A 17,484-nucleotide genomic window follows, 5' to 3' on the forward strand; every position below is an offset into this window, starting at 1 on the left:
TAACTCATTTTGTATCAATTTGTTAAAAAAAATCGTTGTGCCCTAAAAGAGGTGATAACAAAAATTCATTTTACGTTATTCCGACGGCTTACGAAATTTTTTTTATCGGGTCTCAAGGGAAAACTACTCATGACTGATTACTCAAAACCTATAATTCATCTTTATTTCTATCTTCTCTAAACTATCAATTCATAATTGGTAGTTCAACCCAAAAGGTTGTGCCTATATTCAATCTACTTTTAAATCCAATTATTCCTCCCAAGAGCTCTGTATAGTGTTTCACGATATTTAACCCTAATCCTGTGCCTTCAATATTAATAGCGTTGTTTGCTCTAAAAAAACGTTCAAATAAATGCTTTTGTTCTTCTTCCGGAATACCAATCCCTTGGTCTGTAATTTGTATTAAAATATGATTTTGGTGTTGCAATATTTTAAAATCTATATTTGAATTTTCTGGAGAATATTTTGATGCATTGGACAAGAGGTTGGTAATTATATGGCGGAATAGCTTAGCATCTAAATTTAGGAAAAGCTCATCTCTAGGAGTGCTTAAAATAATATGTTGCCCTTTTTTTAAGCTCACTTTACTTTCCTCAACAAAAACCTTAGCTAAATTAATTAGATCAATATGTTCTTTTATAGCAGCTATTTTTCCTTCTTCTAATTTACTTAATGAGAGGAAGTCGTTTAAGATGGTTACAAGATGTTTTACATTCTTCTCTATTTGAACAACATACTTTTCTCTTTTAAGCTCCTGTCCAGGTTCATTTTGTTTAGCTATTAAAATGGCAGAGGTAAGTATGGCACTTAATGGTGTTCTAAATTCGTGAGAAGCCATCGAGATAAAACGCGACTTTAATTCGTTTAATTCCTTTTCTTTTTTCAGTGCTTTTTGTATGTTAAACTCTATTTCCTTTTGTTGCGAAATATCGCTGTAAACTAACAAAGCATTGCTTCTATCAAGGTTTTCGTCGAGCAAAGGTGCGGTGTTTACCGAGAAATATCTGTTTTTGTATTTAGTTTCAAAAGAGAGGTGCTTTCCAGATAGTGTTTTAACAATATCACCTTTTATTCTTACTTTTCGTTCTTCAGAAAAAACAAAAATATCATCAATCGATATACCTTCAAAAATAAACGGTTTTAAGCCTACTTCAGCTAAAGCTTCTCCTTCGGCCAATACTATTTGAAAGTTTTTGTCTACTACTGTAATAAATCCTCTCGGGAAATTTTTGGCCACTTCAGAGACAAGGGCCTTGCTTAGCAAAGCATTTTTTTCGGCTTGTTCTGTGATTAGTATTTGGTCTTCTAGATCTAAATTAGATTCTACTAATTGTTTAACCGTTGCCATAACTTCCTTAGTACGTTGTTGTACTTTTTCTTCTAATTTATGGGCATACTGTTCTAATTGAGTTTTGCTGTCCTTTAGCGAGATAGTATTGTAGTGTTTTTCTATGGCAATACTTGCTAAATAGGTCATGTCTAAAATGATTTCCTTTTCTTTCTTTAAAGGTTCTCTAGGGTGTTTGTTATAGATGGCAAACGTACCCAATACTTGGTTGGTAGATGACATAATTGGATATGCCCAACAAGATCTTAAACCGTTTTTTAAAGCTATGTCCTTATAATTTTTCCAAAGGCTATTGTTTTTAATATCTGCTACAATGATTTCTTTTTTCAAAAAAGCAGCGGTACCGCAAGAGCCTACTTTTGGTCCAATGCTAATACCTTCAATAAAATCACTAAAGTCTTTAGGTATATGTAGTGCCGCTAATTTGTGCAGGGTTTTTGACTTTTTATCTAGTAGCAAAACGGAGGCCATACCGTCTTCAAGATGTGTTTCAACCGTTTCTATAATGTTGTTGCAAATCTGTGTTATGGGTCTGTCTTTGGTTATGAGTTCCAGTATTCTCCTGATTTGATCCTTAAGTTTTTCTTGTTTTATCCTATTGGAAACATCATTTTGTACACCAATAAAGTGTGTTAGTTGTTGCGCTTCATTCTTAACAGGTGTTATGGTAAGCTCATTCCAGAATAAAGTGCCGTCTTTTTTGTAATTACGTAATACAACATGACAAGTTTCTCCATGTTTTATAGCGTTTCTCATGATGGCAATTTCCTTTTGGTCTCGGTCATCATTTTGCAGAAAATTACAGTTTCTACCATATACTTCTTTTTTGGTGTAACCGGTTACTTTTTCGAAGGCATCGTTACAATACGTAATGGGTAAATTGGGGTTTTGTGCATCGACAATAAGGATACTGTTATCTGCAGCTTCTAATGCACGACTTCTAATTTGTAGTAATTTTGTTTTAGCATTCAAATCTGTAACATCGCGTGCTATGCTTAATGTTTTATTATCTGCAAGTGGTACAAAACGAACATCTAAATCTACTAATCCTTTCATAGAATTTACAGTCATCTGAAGCATTTCCATGTGTTTGGTTTTTCTAACTTTTGCCAGTTTATTACTAATTTGTTTTGCTATGTCGCTAGGCAATACCTCTTTAATGTTTTTACCTATAAGGTCTTCTACGGGTGCGTTTAATAAACTGGGATTTGAGGCGTGAATTTCTAATAAGTTTACATTTTCATCATGGACAAAAAATAAATCTGGCAAAGCATTTAAAATGGCATTACTTCTTATTTCTGCTATACCAATGTCTCGTTCCAGGTTTTTGTTTTCGGTTACATCTCTAACAATGGTTAAAATCTTATGGTCATTCATAAGAACCATGCGAGCCTCATAATGGTTCATGTCTTTTTTGCCTTTAGCGCAATATTCTGCAAGTTGCATCTCTCCAGATTCCTTTAGCTTTTGGTGAGCCGTTTTAAATGAGTTATACACATGCGGCGGCAGCACTTTTTCCATGTGTAAGCCAATGAATTTTTTGGGTGGCATAAATAATTTTTCTGGAGTGTTGCAATACCAATCAAGATACTCACCTTTTCGATTTTGTATGAAAATCATATCTGGAATGGCTTCAAGCAAAGCTTTGGTTCTAGCTTGGTTTTCTTTTAAGGCGAGTTCCTGTTCTTTTTGAGCGGTTACATCTGTAATAAAACCCTCTATAGCTTCTAAATTTCCATTTTTGTCAAATATCCCTCGACCTAGTTCATGTAAATATTTTATTCTGCCCTTTTTATCGGTAATGCGATAGGAAAGAATAAATGGCTTTTTCTTATCTAGTTTTCTTAGTTTGCTGTTCCATACTTCTGTAAGATCTTCCTGAAGTGTGATATGTGAAAAATGTGTTGTTCCATTTAAAAACGATTTAGGACCATAGCCCGTAATATCCTGGCAGCCTTCGCTTATATATTCTATGGTCCAATCTTTGTCATTTTTACAGCGATATACTATGCCTTGAAGATTATTAATTAAAGCATCAAATTTTCGGTTACTTTCTATAAGTGCTGCATTTGTTTGTTGAATTTTTTCGTACTCATTTTTACGTATCGTGGCATCTCTCAAAAAAGCAATCGTTAGTTGTTCATCTTTAATTTTAGTTGGACTTAAACTGATGTCTAAGCAAAATTCAGTACCATCTTTTTTAATTCCCCATAAATCTATGTTGTTAATTAAATTTCTAGGTTTTGGGTTTTTTGAATATGTTTTAACATGTGTTTTATGTTGTTTTCTAAAATTATCTGGAATAAGAATATCAATATTCTTATCCAATAACTCTCCTGAATCATAACCAAAAATTTGTTCGCAAGCTACATTTGCCATTTGGATGCTACCATCTTTTGTAACGACTAAAATACCTTCTACTGAAGTTTCGAAAATGGTTTTAAACACGTCTTCATTATTAATTTTATTGCTCATATTCAAGTGTTTAGCAATTGCTAAGTTTAAAGTTATAATTCAAATACTTGCATCTGTCGTATTTTTGGCAAAGATGCAGGATGATTTTTTTGCATAAATTCTATTAATTGTTCTCTTATAGTGCAACGTAAGTCCCAAATATCAGAGGCGTTTTTTGCACTAAAACTTGTTCTGATTTCTATAGTTAATTGGTCTACTTTGGTGACCAATAAATCGGCAGTTTTTTTGTTCCAAAGCGGATTGGATTTTAACAAGGACATAAACTCTTTTCTTAATACATTAACCGGAAACGAATAATCTACATAAAAGAATACGCTACCAATTAGCTCGGGCGAATTGAAAGTCCAGTTTACAAAAGGGTTGTCATTAAAATAACTTAGGGGTAATACTAATCTGCGTAAATCCCATGTTTTTATAACCACATAAGTTAGTGTAATGTCTTCTACGATGCCAAACTCTCCTTCAATTTCTACTTTATCATCAATTTTAATGGGTTGAGTAAAAGCAATCTGAAAGCCTGTAATTAAATTGGCAATCGATTTTTGAGCTGCTACACCTACTATAATCCCAATAACACCAGCAGATGTTAATATGGTAGTGCCAATTTTTCTAACTTCGGGAATGTTCCATAAAATAGAGGCAATGGCAAGGGTTATTATGACAATAAGTGCAAGACTTTTTAAAAACCGCAGCTGTGTTACTACTTTACGCTCTTTTGCTTTTTGACTTCCTTCTACAAGAAATTTTTGTTTTACTAGAACCTCTAGCCCTTGCAAAAAAGCGATTAATACCCAAACAAAATTAATTATGATACAGGCTTCGATACTTTTTTCCCATAACAGGTTGAGCTCTAATGCATTTATGGGGGCATATAATAACAACAATGGGAACAAAAATTTTAATGGTATTTTAAGGCGCTGTAACGTTTGTTCTTTTAAAATTGTTGGTTTTCTATTTTGACTGAGTTTTAAAAATTTGAATAGCAACCATTGCAAAAAAAGACCTGTCAATACTGATACCAGGATGATTATTAAAATTTTCAATCTAAGATCCGTAACTGAAAATTTTGAAAAAATGGTCTCCATTTATCTTTATTTATCTTTTTCTTTAAAATTAATCTAGTTGTGTCCATATTGAAATGATATCCATCAGTTTAAGTGACCTAGGTCATTTTAAAGTATTATAAGGCTTAGTAAGTTTGTTGATTGTGTTAAATCAAGATGAAATTATTGAAGGTATAGCTATCGGTTTCTTGATCTGGAACTAAGCAAAATTAACCAGTGATAGCTTAGTATAAAATTTAAAAAACTAAAGTTATGGTTTATAAAGATAGAATTGAAGCAGCTAATTTGTTAGCGACTAAACTGGAAGCCTATAACGATAAGAACGCTATAATTTTGGCCATACCAAGAGGTGGTGTGCCTATTGGTTATGTCGTGGCAAACCAGTTGCATTTACCTTTAGAGGTGGTGCTATCTAAAAAAATAGGACATCCGCTTCATAAAGAATTTGCCATTGGTGCAGTTACCTTAAAAAGTCAGGTTTTAAGTAGTGCCGCTGATCAAGTCTCTAAAAGTTATATTGATGCGGAAACCAAAAAGATTAGAGCCTTGCTTACCAAACGCTATCAGAATCTTTATGGTAAAAAAGCCCCCCTTGAGCTGAAAGACAAAATTTTAATTATTGTAGATGATGGCATTGCTACTGGTAATACCATAATATCTACCATAGAAATGCTACATAAAGAACAGCCTAAAAAAATTGTGGTTGCTGTTCCTGTTTCTTCTCAAAGCGCTTTGCAAAAACTGCAAAATACCCCTTTTGTTGATAAGGTTATTTGTCTTAATTCACCTTCTGATTTTAGATCTGTAAGTCAATTTTATGAAAACTTTGACCAAGTTGATGATGCGGAAGTTATAAGCTTGTTGAATAAAATAGAGGCAGCCTGAAAAGAACTGCTACTTTCAGGTTATGGACAAAGGTTTACTTTTTAAGTTCATGGAGTCCAGAACTTATATTGAATATTATTAGCCATAAGGTTTTAAAAACCTTGCGGGATAGGTTAAATGAGTTCATTATTATTGGATATAAGATAACTACAACTTTAGTGTTTTATTTATCAATTAACCCAAAAAAAGGATGCATGTCCTGACGCTTTGTTGCTTCTGTTTTTTGGGGAATCGGGGTTATAGCTTTTGTTTTATTAAACCAAATATACTCATCAAATTGCGAAGCAAGTACAGCTTTAAAATAATGGCTCATCCGTTCCGTTTCTGGTTTATATACCACACCAATGGCACGCTCTAGCCTTGGTGTGCTCAAAAATTCCCTCAATTTTTTTTCTGAATAATCTGCACCTAAGGGAAGTGTAAAATTAGGGACGTTTGTTCTATGGCAAAGATTTTCATAACTATCACTTACAGAATCGTTCACTGTCATCACGTTCATTTTTTCGCCCCAATTTTTAGCTGCAGCAACGGTTCCTGTATGCGTTCCAAAACCAATTTGGTACGATTGAGAACCAAAATGTTCCTTACATAAATGACCAATATTTATTTCGCCTCTCGCATACATTTGTGTAGCCAAGGCATTGCCAATATGCGAATTATGCGCCCAAACAACGGCTTTAGAGTTATTACCATAATATGACAATAAGGATTTTAAGGTATAAAACATGTGAAAATCCCGTAAGTTCCAAGATTCTGCACTACCATAATACATCGATTTGTAATACCGTTCTGCATCAACCACAACTGTAGCGTTTTGGTAGGCATAAAAATACGCTTGTGAATGGTTGAGTCTTTTTTTGTTTTTCAACAAATCAAATAACATTTTTAACACCTCTTTTTCGCAACTCTTTAATTTCTCAGTCTTCACTAGTTTTCCATATACTGAGGGATTCGACATATAGGGCATAATACATGAATAACGCAATTTTGCTAGTACTGCTAAATCGGGGTCAATATCTTGAAGATAGTTAATGACTAAATCTATAGAATTTTCCAATCCATATAAATCGAGACCATAAAATCCTATGCTATTATCATGTTTCGAGTTATATTTTTTTAGCCATTCTACAAAATCTAGAACTTCTTTGTTTTTCCACATCCATTCAGGGAACCGTGCAAAAGGCATCCAATCTTGCCCTTTATATTGATGTCTTACATAATTGTTAATTTGCTCTGCATCAGACCAATCTGCTTCTGCGCAAACTAGGTTGAACCCTTTTTTTTCTATTAGTGCTTTTGTAATTTCCTGTCTAGTGGTATAAAACTCTGAAGTGCCGTGCGAAGCCTCACCCAGCAACACAACTTTAGCATCTCCAATCCGTTCTAATAAACCATCTATTGGAAACTTTTTAATCGTTTTAAAAGGAATGGAACTAATGCCTATTTCATCTATAATTTCACGTTCAGGGTAAGTTTCAGTACTTATTACGGGAAGTAGTTTTGGTTTCGGAATAAAATAATTATCGCGTAATGCTTTTGTAACATATTCGGTTTCAGAAATTCGTTTCATGGTTTCTAACATAACATGTGACCAATCGGGGCCAACGGGTGCCAATAATCTAGCTCCGATTTTTAATTGACTTTTTATGGTATCTGGTATTTCTTTGAATTCTGAAGCACTTAAAATAGCATTAAAAGGTGCTTTTTCTTTCCATCCATTTTCAAGTTTACCTGTTTTTATGTGTACGTTGGTAATGTCTATGTTTTTTAAGACCTCTAATGCCCAATTTGAATATGTTTTGGTTGTTTCAACAGCATAAACATCTTTATATATTTTGGAAAGTACAGCCAAAATATATACAGAATCAACACCAATAATTAAAATGTTTTCTTCTTTTTTTATCTCTAATTGTTCTAGCATTCTGGCAACAACAATAACTCTAGGCTCTGTTTTTTCAATAGATTTTTCAATTCTTACATCTTCGTAAAAATAGGGATGTAAAGTTTCTGATAAAAAAAAGGCTTCTGGAACATCTTGAAAGGCCTTTAAAAGTAATGTATTGCTAATACCTTTATCCTTTAATTGTTCTTCAATACTTATTTCCTTCATCTTTCCTGTATTTAAAAGTAGGTTTATAAATGTATTGTAGTTCAGTCAATTATAAAATGATACAGGTCATTTTGGAACGCTATGTCTAAGGCTGTTTTCGATAAAAATAAACTATGGAATTAGTGACACTGTTGGTTGCTTATTTCTTAAAATTAATTTTTGTCAGGTACATAGTGGAATAGTATAAATTAAATTTCTTTCGTTTGGGATTTGAACATTTATGAATAGTTTAAAACGTTCCACCAGCACGCTTTATAAGCTGGGCTAAAGCTATTGATCCTAGCGCAAAAATGAAAACCAACCCAAATTGTTCTGCCGTTAAGCCAGTTAATAATAGAGCTTTGGCAACAGGTGTAACATAATAAGCACCTGTAGTGATAAGCAGCGATATAACAATGGCGTACCATATCCAAGGATTCTTAATGATTTCATTATTAAAAAAAGACACATTGCTTTCTGCCATATTAAATACATTAAGTAATTGCGCTAGTACCAAGGTATAGAATGCCATATTGTTTATTGATGCAGCTGATAGTTGTAATGTAAAATAGGAGTAGGCAGTAATACCTACAACAGCGGTAGTAATACAAAGTCCATAAATAATAGTTGAAGACCATAGTTTTGCTGTCATAATTGACTCATTGGCTTTTCTAGGAGGTCGTTTCATAATATCTTCTTCGCCTTTACCCATGCCTAAGGCTAATGCCGGGAATATATCTGTAACCAAGTTTAGAAACAAAATTTGTAAAGGTAATAGTGGTGCCGGTAAATTCAATAAAGCTGCTAAACCAACAGATACAACTTCCGCAAGATTACAGGATAGAAGATAGACCACAAATTGTCTGATATGATCGTAAATGGCTCGTCCCTGACTAATGGCTAACTCCATGGTTGTAAATTTGTCATTTTTAAGGATAATATCTGCTGCTTCTCTTGCTGCTTGAGTACCTCTTATGCCCATGGCAATACCAATATCTGCTTTTCGTAATGCAGGGATGTCGTTTATGCCATCGCCAAACATCCCTACAACATTGCCATTTGCTTGATATAGCGCTATTAGTTTCAATTTCTGTTCTGGCGTAACTCTTGCAAAAACCAAGGCATCTGATATGCGTTTTCTTAAAATATCATCCATTTCTTTTTCAAATTTCAACTCCTGCCCGTGAACACTATTGTTAGAAGAAGCTCCTTTGGATAACAATCCTACTTCTTCAGCAACCTTCTTTGCTGTTTCAAGGTGGTCACCAGTCATCATAACCACTTTAATACCAGCTTTTTTGTAGGTTTTTAGTGTTGCTTTTACATCTTCTCTAGCTGGATCTAAAAAACCAATAGCACCTAAAAAAGTTAGATTTGATAGTAAATTCTCTTTTTTTGGTTTTGTTATGTGGTCTTTATAGGCAAAAGCTAATACCCTTAGCCCTTGAGATGCCATAGCGTTCACACGGTTAAACCATTCTTGTTTGTTTTTAAATTCTAACGATTTGTTGTCTTTTAAGATGGTATCGCATAAGTCTATAATGGTCTCAAACGCCCCTTTAGTGTATACGGTAAATCCCTTTTCTTCTCTTTGGTTTAATGTGGCCATCAACTTACTTGTAGTATTAAAAGGGATCTCCATGCTCTCAGGATTATTTTTTTTGATTTTTTTTGGATCAAAATTCAATTTTTTAGCAAATTGTACAAGTGCCAATTCAATGCTATCACCTCTCATTTCTTCAGCATCTAAAATAACATTGTTACATAAAACACTGGTCTTTATGATAATATTGAATGCTTGGTGTTCGCGTAAATAATCAAAATAGGCACTGTCTTTATTTTGAATGGCATTTAACGTTTCGCCTTCAAAGACTAGGGTGTGTACCTGCATATTATCCTCAGTAAGTGTTCCTGTTTTATCTGTGCAAATAATATTTGTTGCTCCAAGGGTTTCTACGGCTTCCATTTTTTTAATAATAACCTGTCGCTTAGATAATTTTAGCATACCTCTTGCCAAAGCAATAGTTGCTACAACGGGAAGTCCTTCTGGTATTGCTGCAACGGCAAGTGCTACTGCGGTTTCAATAATTAAAAGCATGTCCAAACCTCTAAAATAACCTGTAAAAACAATAAGGATTGCAAAAATGAGAGTAAGCCCAATAAGCCATTTGCTCAATGCATTCAATTTTTTTTCTAACGGTGTGTGCTGTTCTTCAATTTCGGAGCTTAATTCTTGAATTTTGCCAAGTTGGGTATTACGTCCTGTGTATACTACGATTGCCTTTGCAGAACCTTGTACTACAGATGTCCCCCTAAATACCATGTTTTTTTGTTCTGGTAGTGCCGTGTTTTTTGTAAGGGTATTTATGTTTTTTTTTACATCAATGCTTTCTCCAGTTAACGCAGCTTCTTTTATTGATAAATTATCAGCAGTAATTAAGCGTGCATCAGCAGAAACAACATCTCCAGCTTCTGTTAAAATGATATCGCCAGGCACTAAAAATGAGGACTTTATTGCTTTTATTTTTCCATCGCGCAAAACTGTGCACTTAACAAACCCTATTTTGCGAAGGGTTTCAAGAGATCGTATAGCCTGTGATTCCATTATGAAACCAATAGTAGTCGTAATGAAGATGACTGTAATTATGGCAATGGTATCAGGTAAATCATCATTAAAAAAATACGTAAGAAGTGCAGCAATAGCAAGTATAAAAATAATTGGATCATTGAATTGGTCGATAAGGACTTTCCATCTTTTTTTTGACGCCTTAACAGTTGTGTCATTTTTGCCATATTTCTGAATGCGTTGTTGCGCTTCTTTTTCTGTCAAACCTTTTTTAATTGAACTGCCCAATTTATCTACAACAGTTTTTATTGAAAAAGCGAAAGGGGTTTGAATTATATTTGGCATTTGAATATTATTTATAAAGCACAAAACTTAAAAAACCCTCTTACCAAATCTTTAACTTAAAGATTTGGTAAGAGGGTACATCTTTATTGTTTTCTTTTACGGTAATATCAAACAAAAAAAGTTGATGTGTAAAAAAGTCCAATTGAAAACTAGATCTTATGCAATTTGAATTTTCTTTGGCTTTTGTTTTTTTGCTTCCTCTTTTTTGATAAGGTTGAAACTTAAAATACCATCTTTATAATGGGCCTTAACGTTTTCTTCTTTTACCGAATCCGGAAGTTGCAATCTTTTTTGAAAAGCGTTATAACTGAATTCTTGACGCATATAGTCCTCTTCTTTTTCCTTTTTAGAACTTGACTTTTCCGCCATTACATTTAAGCATCCATCATCGATGGTAACTTCGAAATCCTTTTTAGAATATCCAGGTGCAGCCAATTCAACTTCAAAAGCATCTTCGGTTTCTTTAATGTTTAATGCGGGTTCGTTACCTCCGTTGTTCCAAAGACGTGTTCCGAAGAAATCATCAGTATCAAAAAAATCTGGTGCTATAAGATTTCCCCATGGTCTTCTGTTTCTAAATTTAATTAGTGACATAATTTTAATATTTATTAGGTTAAACAATTTAATTAATGCTAAATTATTACCAAAAGGGTGTTCTAGAAATGATTTAGGTCAGTATGATGAATTACTATATCTCATTCCCTATTTTAATTTAGTTTTTTTTTGAAATGTTTTGAATCAATTTCTGTAGAATATTAGATTTTAAACTATTTATATGATGTTCTTGCAGGAAATTATTATTTTGCTTGTTCATAAATTTTAAGCCCATCTTTGTCGCAGTCAATAGAATAATTTCTAGGAAAAATCCTTTTATCTGCATATTTCAGTTTTGGAACATTTTTTTTTCCAGAATACCATAATTTATAATTATTTTCTCTTAGCATCTTATCTTTCCTAAGAACATTCAAAATTCTAGTAAAGAATTATCAATTTTGGACTATCATATTGTAGATCGCTTAAATACTGTTGGCCTTTATTTTAATTATGATTTCATTTTTGATTCTTTAAAAAAAGAGTCTTTATAATAAATAACTTTATACTCTTAAAATTCAACAAAAAAGTATTAGGTCTTATGATAAAAATCATGAAATCTATGGGGTAATTATTGATAAGTTTACGGTTTAAAATTAATATTATTATGATAAGCAAATATAGTAAATGGTATCACCCGTATAAACCTGCATCAGATTATAAAAAGAAAGTAGCTTACTTCAGTATGGAATTTGGAATCGACCAATCCTTTAACATTTATTCTGGTGGCCTTGGGTTTTTAGCGGGATCTCACATGCGCTCCGGATATGAATTAAAGCAGAATATGATTGGTATTGGCATGCTTTGGAAATATGGCTATTATGACCAAGCAAGAAACGAAGACCAAACTTTAAGAACAGAATTTAATGAAAAGCATTTTGATTTTCTAGAAGATACAGGTATAGAAGTGGAGGTTAAGCTTCATGACAATCCGCATGTAAAGGTTAGAGCCTATGTTTTAAAACCCGAAGTGTTTGGAACAGTTCCCATGTATTTTTTAAGTACCTATGTTGATGGGAATGACCATTTGTCAAGAAGCATTACAAATCATTTATACGATTCAAACCCAGTAACACGAGTTTCTCAAAGCATTGTGTTGGGCATTGGTGGAGCCAAAGTAGTAGAAGCTTTGGGTGGCGCAGATACTTATCACTTAAATGAGGGGCATGCATTGCCAGCGTTTTATTATTTAAGAGATCGAGGCGTGAAGAAAGACCAGATGGTTTTCACCACGCATACGCCAGAAAAAGCGGGAAATGAAGAACGTGAAGCACGGCATTTAAATAGATGCGGTTTCTTTGGACGTTCACTTTCTAATGATGAACTTCAAAACGAAATGGTAAATGGAGACATGATAAATTATACAATATCAGCCCTAAGAATGTCAAAAAAAGCCAATGGAGTTTCTAAGTTACATGCTATTGTGGCTAATGATATGTGGAAGGACTATTATGGTGTTAGTGATATAATACCCATTACAAATGCCCAAAATCAAAATTTTTGGCAAGACCAAAGTATTAAATCCGCTTGGTTAGATAAGAATGCTGATGCCTACCAGAGCAGAAAACACGAATTAAAAAGAGAATTATTTGATGAAGTTGCTCATCAAACTGGTAAAGAGTTCGACCCAAATGTATTAACTTTTGTATGGGCTAGACGTTTTGCCGCTTACAAAAGAGCAGATTTACTATTACATGATTTTGATAGGTTTAAAAGATTGATAACAAACAAAAAATATCCTGTCCAGATAATTTGGGCTGGAAAACCATATCCTTTTGATTATTATGCTATCGATGTTTTTAATCATCTTGTTCATCAATCTAAAAATGAACCCAATTTGGCTGTGCTTGTTGGCTATGAAATTGATTTATCCAAAAAATTAAAATGTGGATCAGACATTTGGTTAAACACTCCTAGAATTACACGTGAAGCCTCTGGAACTAGTGGAATGACTGCCGCTATGAACGGTTCCGTTAATGTATCGACCAATGATGGTTGGATTCCTGAATTTGAAAAAGATGGAGAAAATTGTTTTGTACTTCCTGCATTAGACCATAATTTACCTGTTTGGGATCAAGATAGTATTGATGCCGATAATTTATATAACATTTTAGAAACTAAGGTTATTCCAACATATTATGATAACCCTCAAAAATGGCAGGATATTGTTTTTAGTGCCATGGATGATGTTATTCCTGAATTTACAAGTAGGAGAATGGCAGATGATTATTATAAAATGCTGTTTTGATGTAAAATAAGACTTGTTGTCTTTTTTAATAAAAGCGTTTATTTTCAGTAATGGATATAGTAGCATGTTGATTTAAGGAGTGATCGCGCCATTATTTTTGTAAAAAAATCGACAAAACGCTTGTTTTTTACGATTAATTACATAAATTTGCGCATTGACCCCTTAAATCGAAGACATGAAATTAAAAGTTATTTTGCTCAGTTTTAGCTTGTTTTTAGTAACAGGTATTAGTTTTGCTCAAAAAAAGAAAGCTCCAAAAAGTATTATTAGCGAAAAAGTTGTGATAAAAAAATATCATAATGCAGAAGATTTAAGTCGTCTTCAAAAAGGTGATTTAATAGGACTTTATTCTGAAAGAATCCAAGTTCTTATTAAAACATTGCCGTATGTGGCATTTGCAACTAAGCCAGGTATTACTATGTCTTCTTTAGGGATTCCTAATAATAATGATAATAAAAAGGCCTTAGAAAATCAGTTTGAATCAACAGATACTTTTTTAGAGGACACTAATGACTTCCATAGTGAATATTTACCATATTCTGATACCGATAAACTAATTGCAGCCATTTTATATTATGAAGAAATAATGAAATCTTTACATCAATATGGTGACTTTCGTTAATAATTGATTTTCAATTGCCTATTAATTTCTTTGCTCAAGAGATTTTATAATGGAATCTAAAATGGACTCTGAAGTTTAGCGCTAATCTTTGATTTAATAAAATAATTACTTTCATTATTTAAAGGTTTTTTCTTCAAATACTCAGATAATTTAACTACAAATATTTAGTAATCTCATTTTTTTACATCAAATAAGTTACCGTTTATCGAGTTATTATGTTAAATAAATTAATCAAAAGATGTATTTCGTCGAAATAATTGGTATTTCATGGGATTATTTTTATTTTTGAATATAATTACTATAAAAAAATCATATTTAGTTTTTTAACTATAAATGTTTAACTATGAAAAACTTTACCCAAATCGTTTTAATATTTCTTTTTGCAAGCCTAATTACTTTTGGACAACAAGAAAAAGGAATTATAGGCTCAAATAATTGGCTTAATAATTGGACAGAATTTAAACCCAATCAAGAGGACTATGGAGAGCCAACAAAAATATTAACAGGAAATATTGTAGAAAATACAACGTTACACAAAAGAGAAGTATACTTATTGCTAGGTAATGTTTTTGTTACTAATAATGCTACACTTACCATTGAACCTGGAACGGTTATAATAGGCGAGTATAAATCTAAAGCATCGCTTACTATTACTAAAGGCGCTCGTATAATTGCAGATGGCGTTCAAACAGATCCTATAATTTTTACTTCAAACCGAAGTGTTAAAAGAGCAGGTGACTGGGGAGGACTAATTATACTTGGAGATGCTCCTACCAATAAGTTTGGTAACGGTTCAGTATCATCATTTTATACCCAACTTAATTCAACAATTTATGCTAATGCAAATTATGGAGGTCAAAACCTTGAGGATACATCTGGTATATTGAGGTTTGTTAGAATAGAATATGCAGGGAATAGAATGAATAATGGTGATTATTTTAGTGGATTATTATTGGGTGCTGTTGGTAATCAAACAATTTTAGAAAATATTATGGTAAGTTATTCTGGAGGAAATGCTTTTGAAGCACGTGGAGGTTTACCTAATATGTATAATATGGTTTCATATAGAGCAAATATCAACGATTATAAATTTAATTACGGAGCGCAATCTAATTTGATTAACTCATTGGCTATAAGATTTCCTTATGTATCAAATAGTTCTGGTTCAAGGTGCTTGCAAATCCTGTCCTATGATAAGAGAGAGCAGGTTGATTTTACTAAAAGCGGAACATCTGTTGTAGCTAAGAATTTGACTTTTGTTAATGATAGTGAAAATTTAAAATCTGAAATAGAAATGGGCTTGGTAAATGAAGCTGTTTATGTTGGGCATAATGCTTCGCTTGATATGAACAAAAGCGTTATATCGGGTTTCAATCCAGCCGTAATTTTAGAAGACAAGATTAATATTAATCAAGAGAATTTAGAGAAAATTAAATTTTCTGCCATGTATTTTAACAATTGCAAAGGAAACATTTTTGTTGAGGATAATTCTAATAATGAGGATTTAGAGAATTGGTATGGTAATAGTGCCTTTTTTAACGTGTATTCTAAAAGCGATAATGCTGAAACATTTATAGATTTACGAAATAAGAGAAGACCAGATTTTAGATTACGGATTAATAAAATAATTGCTTCAAATGAAGTTGACCCAGATTTAAGGGATAACTAAAAGCGCATTAGTTTGTTAAAACTCTAGACCTAATACTTCTTGTTTTTCTTAAATTAAGGAGTTCCTTGTTGTACTATGAATAGTTAAAAAGGTAGTGGTTTCTGGGCGTTTTATTTAATGTGCAAAATAAAAGTGTATGAGAAACTTTACTATAATTTATATTGTTTTTTTAGTTTTCTCTTTAATAGAAAGTGGAAATGCCCAAATAGTTATTGGTAAGCCTGATCTAGGTTTTAGTCAAGCTTGTGCAAGTCCTTCGTTTAATACCTATAACATAACGTTTACTTTTTCGCCAGAGGCAGCACTTGGTTCAACAAATCAATTTAAAATAGAACTTTCTGATAAGACTGGAAATTTTTCAAGTGCCACTACAATTTACACTTCTGGTACGGGAGCTATAACAACATCACCTGCAACAATAACCTTTTCTGTACCAACTACAATTAGCGGAGAAGCTTATAAGCTGAGAGTTAAAAGTACAGCTCCAGTGGCTACAAGTGTCAATTCTGATGCTTTTGCAGCATATTACAAAATTCAAGACACCCCTTTTTCTATTAATAATTTAATAGCAACAGGAGCGTATTGTTCCGGAGGAACTTATTTGTTAACTATAGATAACCCTGGAAATGATTCAAATGATTCGCCATTACTATATACTTCGTTAACCTATAAATGGTATAAGGAAACCGGTCCAACCACATCCGATTTTGTAGCAGATGGAGAAAGTCTATCTGTAAATCAACCAGGGACTTATTTTGTTGAAACTAATTACGGCACCTGTACTTCCAATTCATTTTCAAACCGTGTTACCGTAAGTGAGTCAACATCAGGGAGCTCGTCTAGTATTAGTTCTAGTAAAGGGAATCCTTTTTGTTCAAGCGAGGGTGCTACATCTTTAAGTGCTATAAATGGTAATAGCTACCAATGGTTTAAAGATGGAACTGAAATTTCTGGAGCAACCGAACAAATGTATATGACCGATGAATCTGGAACGTATTCTGTAAATATCGATTTAGGGAATTGCATGACCAATGCATCTATTAACTTAGAAAGTACTGGTTTTACGAGTAGTATAGATGTAGATGTTGAAGGTATTAATACCATTGAAGAAAATGAAACCTTGTTTGCTACTGTAACAACAACGGCTAACAATCCAGAGTTTACATGGTATTTAAATGATAGCATGATTTCTGGTGCTGTTAATAATACTTACGAAATATCCCAAACAGGAAATTATAAGGCAATTATAACACAGACTTCGGGTTGTACAGCTTCAAAGGAATTTGATTTTGTAGTAAGAACGCCATTCCCAGATGTGGCCAACATTCCAAATATAATTAGTCCTAATCTTATTGATGGTATAAATGACACCTGGGTTATCCCCCAAGACTATGTAAATGGAACAAATACCGAAGTTATTATCATGAGCTCACAAGGGAAAGTGGTGCTTCAAACAAACGATTATCAAAATGATTGGCCTGAGGGTCAAATAGATATTAAAGCTATAAACCCAGTTTACTATTATATCATTACCACTGCTAATGGGGTTACAAAAAAAGGATCAATAACGGTCGTCAAATAG

At 33.0% G+C, this 17,484-nt stretch carries 10 protein-coding genes; 5 read left to right on the plus strand and 5 right to left on the minus strand.

Translation table 11 applies throughout. The features are described 5' to 3' along the window. Positions 1-184: 184 nt before the first annotated feature. On the minus strand, positions 185-3,823 hold the full coding sequence (locus ABD935_RS09925) for a PAS domain S-box protein (protein WP_345191830.1): 3,639 nt from the start codon (positions 3,821-3,823) through the stop codon (positions 185-187). Positions 3,824-3,855: 32 nt separating this feature from the next. Then, positions 3,856-4,707: a mechanosensitive ion channel family protein gene (locus ABD935_RS09930; protein WP_345191831.1), complete on the minus strand. Its 852-nt coding sequence runs from the start codon at positions 4,705-4,707 to the stop codon at positions 3,856-3,858. Positions 4,708-5,139: 432 nt separating this feature from the next. On the opposite strand from ABD935_RS09930, the gene ABD935_RS09935 reads away from it, so the two are divergent. Next, a complete protein-coding gene (locus tag ABD935_RS09935) occupies positions 5,140-5,772 on the plus strand; it encodes a phosphoribosyltransferase (RefSeq protein WP_345191833.1) in 633 nt (210 codons plus the stop codon). A gap of 163 nt (positions 5,773-5,935) precedes the next feature. Here the strand turns inward: ABD935_RS09935 and ABD935_RS09940 are convergent, their stop codons facing one another. The 3 genes from ABD935_RS09940 to ABD935_RS09950 form a co-directional block, all read right to left on the minus strand. Continuing rightward, a complete protein-coding gene (locus ABD935_RS09940; protein WP_345191835.1) occupies positions 5,936-7,882 on the minus strand; it encodes an erythromycin esterase family protein in 1,947 nt (648 codons plus the stop codon). Positions 7,883-8,111: 229 nt separating this feature from the next. After that, positions 8,112-10,772, minus strand: coding sequence for a cation-translocating P-type ATPase (locus ABD935_RS09945; RefSeq protein ID WP_345191837.1), 2,661 nt, complete (start codon positions 10,770-10,772; stop codon positions 8,112-8,114). Positions 10,773-10,928: 156 nt separating this feature from the next. Further along, positions 10,929-11,366, minus strand: a complete 438-nt coding sequence (locus ABD935_RS09950; RefSeq protein WP_345191838.1) for an Hsp20/alpha crystallin family protein — start codon at positions 11,364-11,366, stop codon at positions 10,929-10,931. A gap of 604 nt (positions 11,367-11,970) precedes the next feature. Between ABD935_RS09950 and glgP the strand changes: the two genes are divergently transcribed. The 4 genes from glgP (at position 11,971) to ABD935_RS09970 (ending at position 17,484) form a co-directional block, all read left to right on the plus strand. Continuing rightward, entirely contained in the window at positions 11,971-13,611 is a 1,641-nt protein-coding gene (gene glgP / locus ABD935_RS09955) for an alpha-glucan family phosphorylase (RefSeq protein WP_345191840.1), read from the plus strand. 175 nt (positions 13,612-13,786) lie between these two features. Further along, entirely contained in the window at positions 13,787-14,233 is a 447-nt protein-coding gene (locus ABD935_RS09960; RefSeq protein WP_345191842.1) for a hypothetical protein, read from the plus strand. A gap of 343 nt (positions 14,234-14,576) precedes the next feature. Next, on the plus strand, positions 14,577-15,902 hold the full coding sequence (locus tag ABD935_RS09965; RefSeq protein WP_345191843.1) for a hypothetical protein: 1,326 nt from the start codon (positions 14,577-14,579) through the stop codon (positions 15,900-15,902). A gap of 136 nt (positions 15,903-16,038) precedes the next feature. Continuing rightward, a complete protein-coding gene (locus ABD935_RS09970; RefSeq protein ID WP_345191845.1) occupies positions 16,039-17,484 on the plus strand; it encodes a T9SS type B sorting domain-containing protein in 1,446 nt (481 codons plus the stop codon).

It is taken from the genome of Algibacter agarivorans, assembly GCF_039543245.1.
Classification (GTDB): Bacteria; Bacteroidota; Bacteroidia; order Flavobacteriales; family Flavobacteriaceae; genus Algibacter_G; species Algibacter_G agarivorans.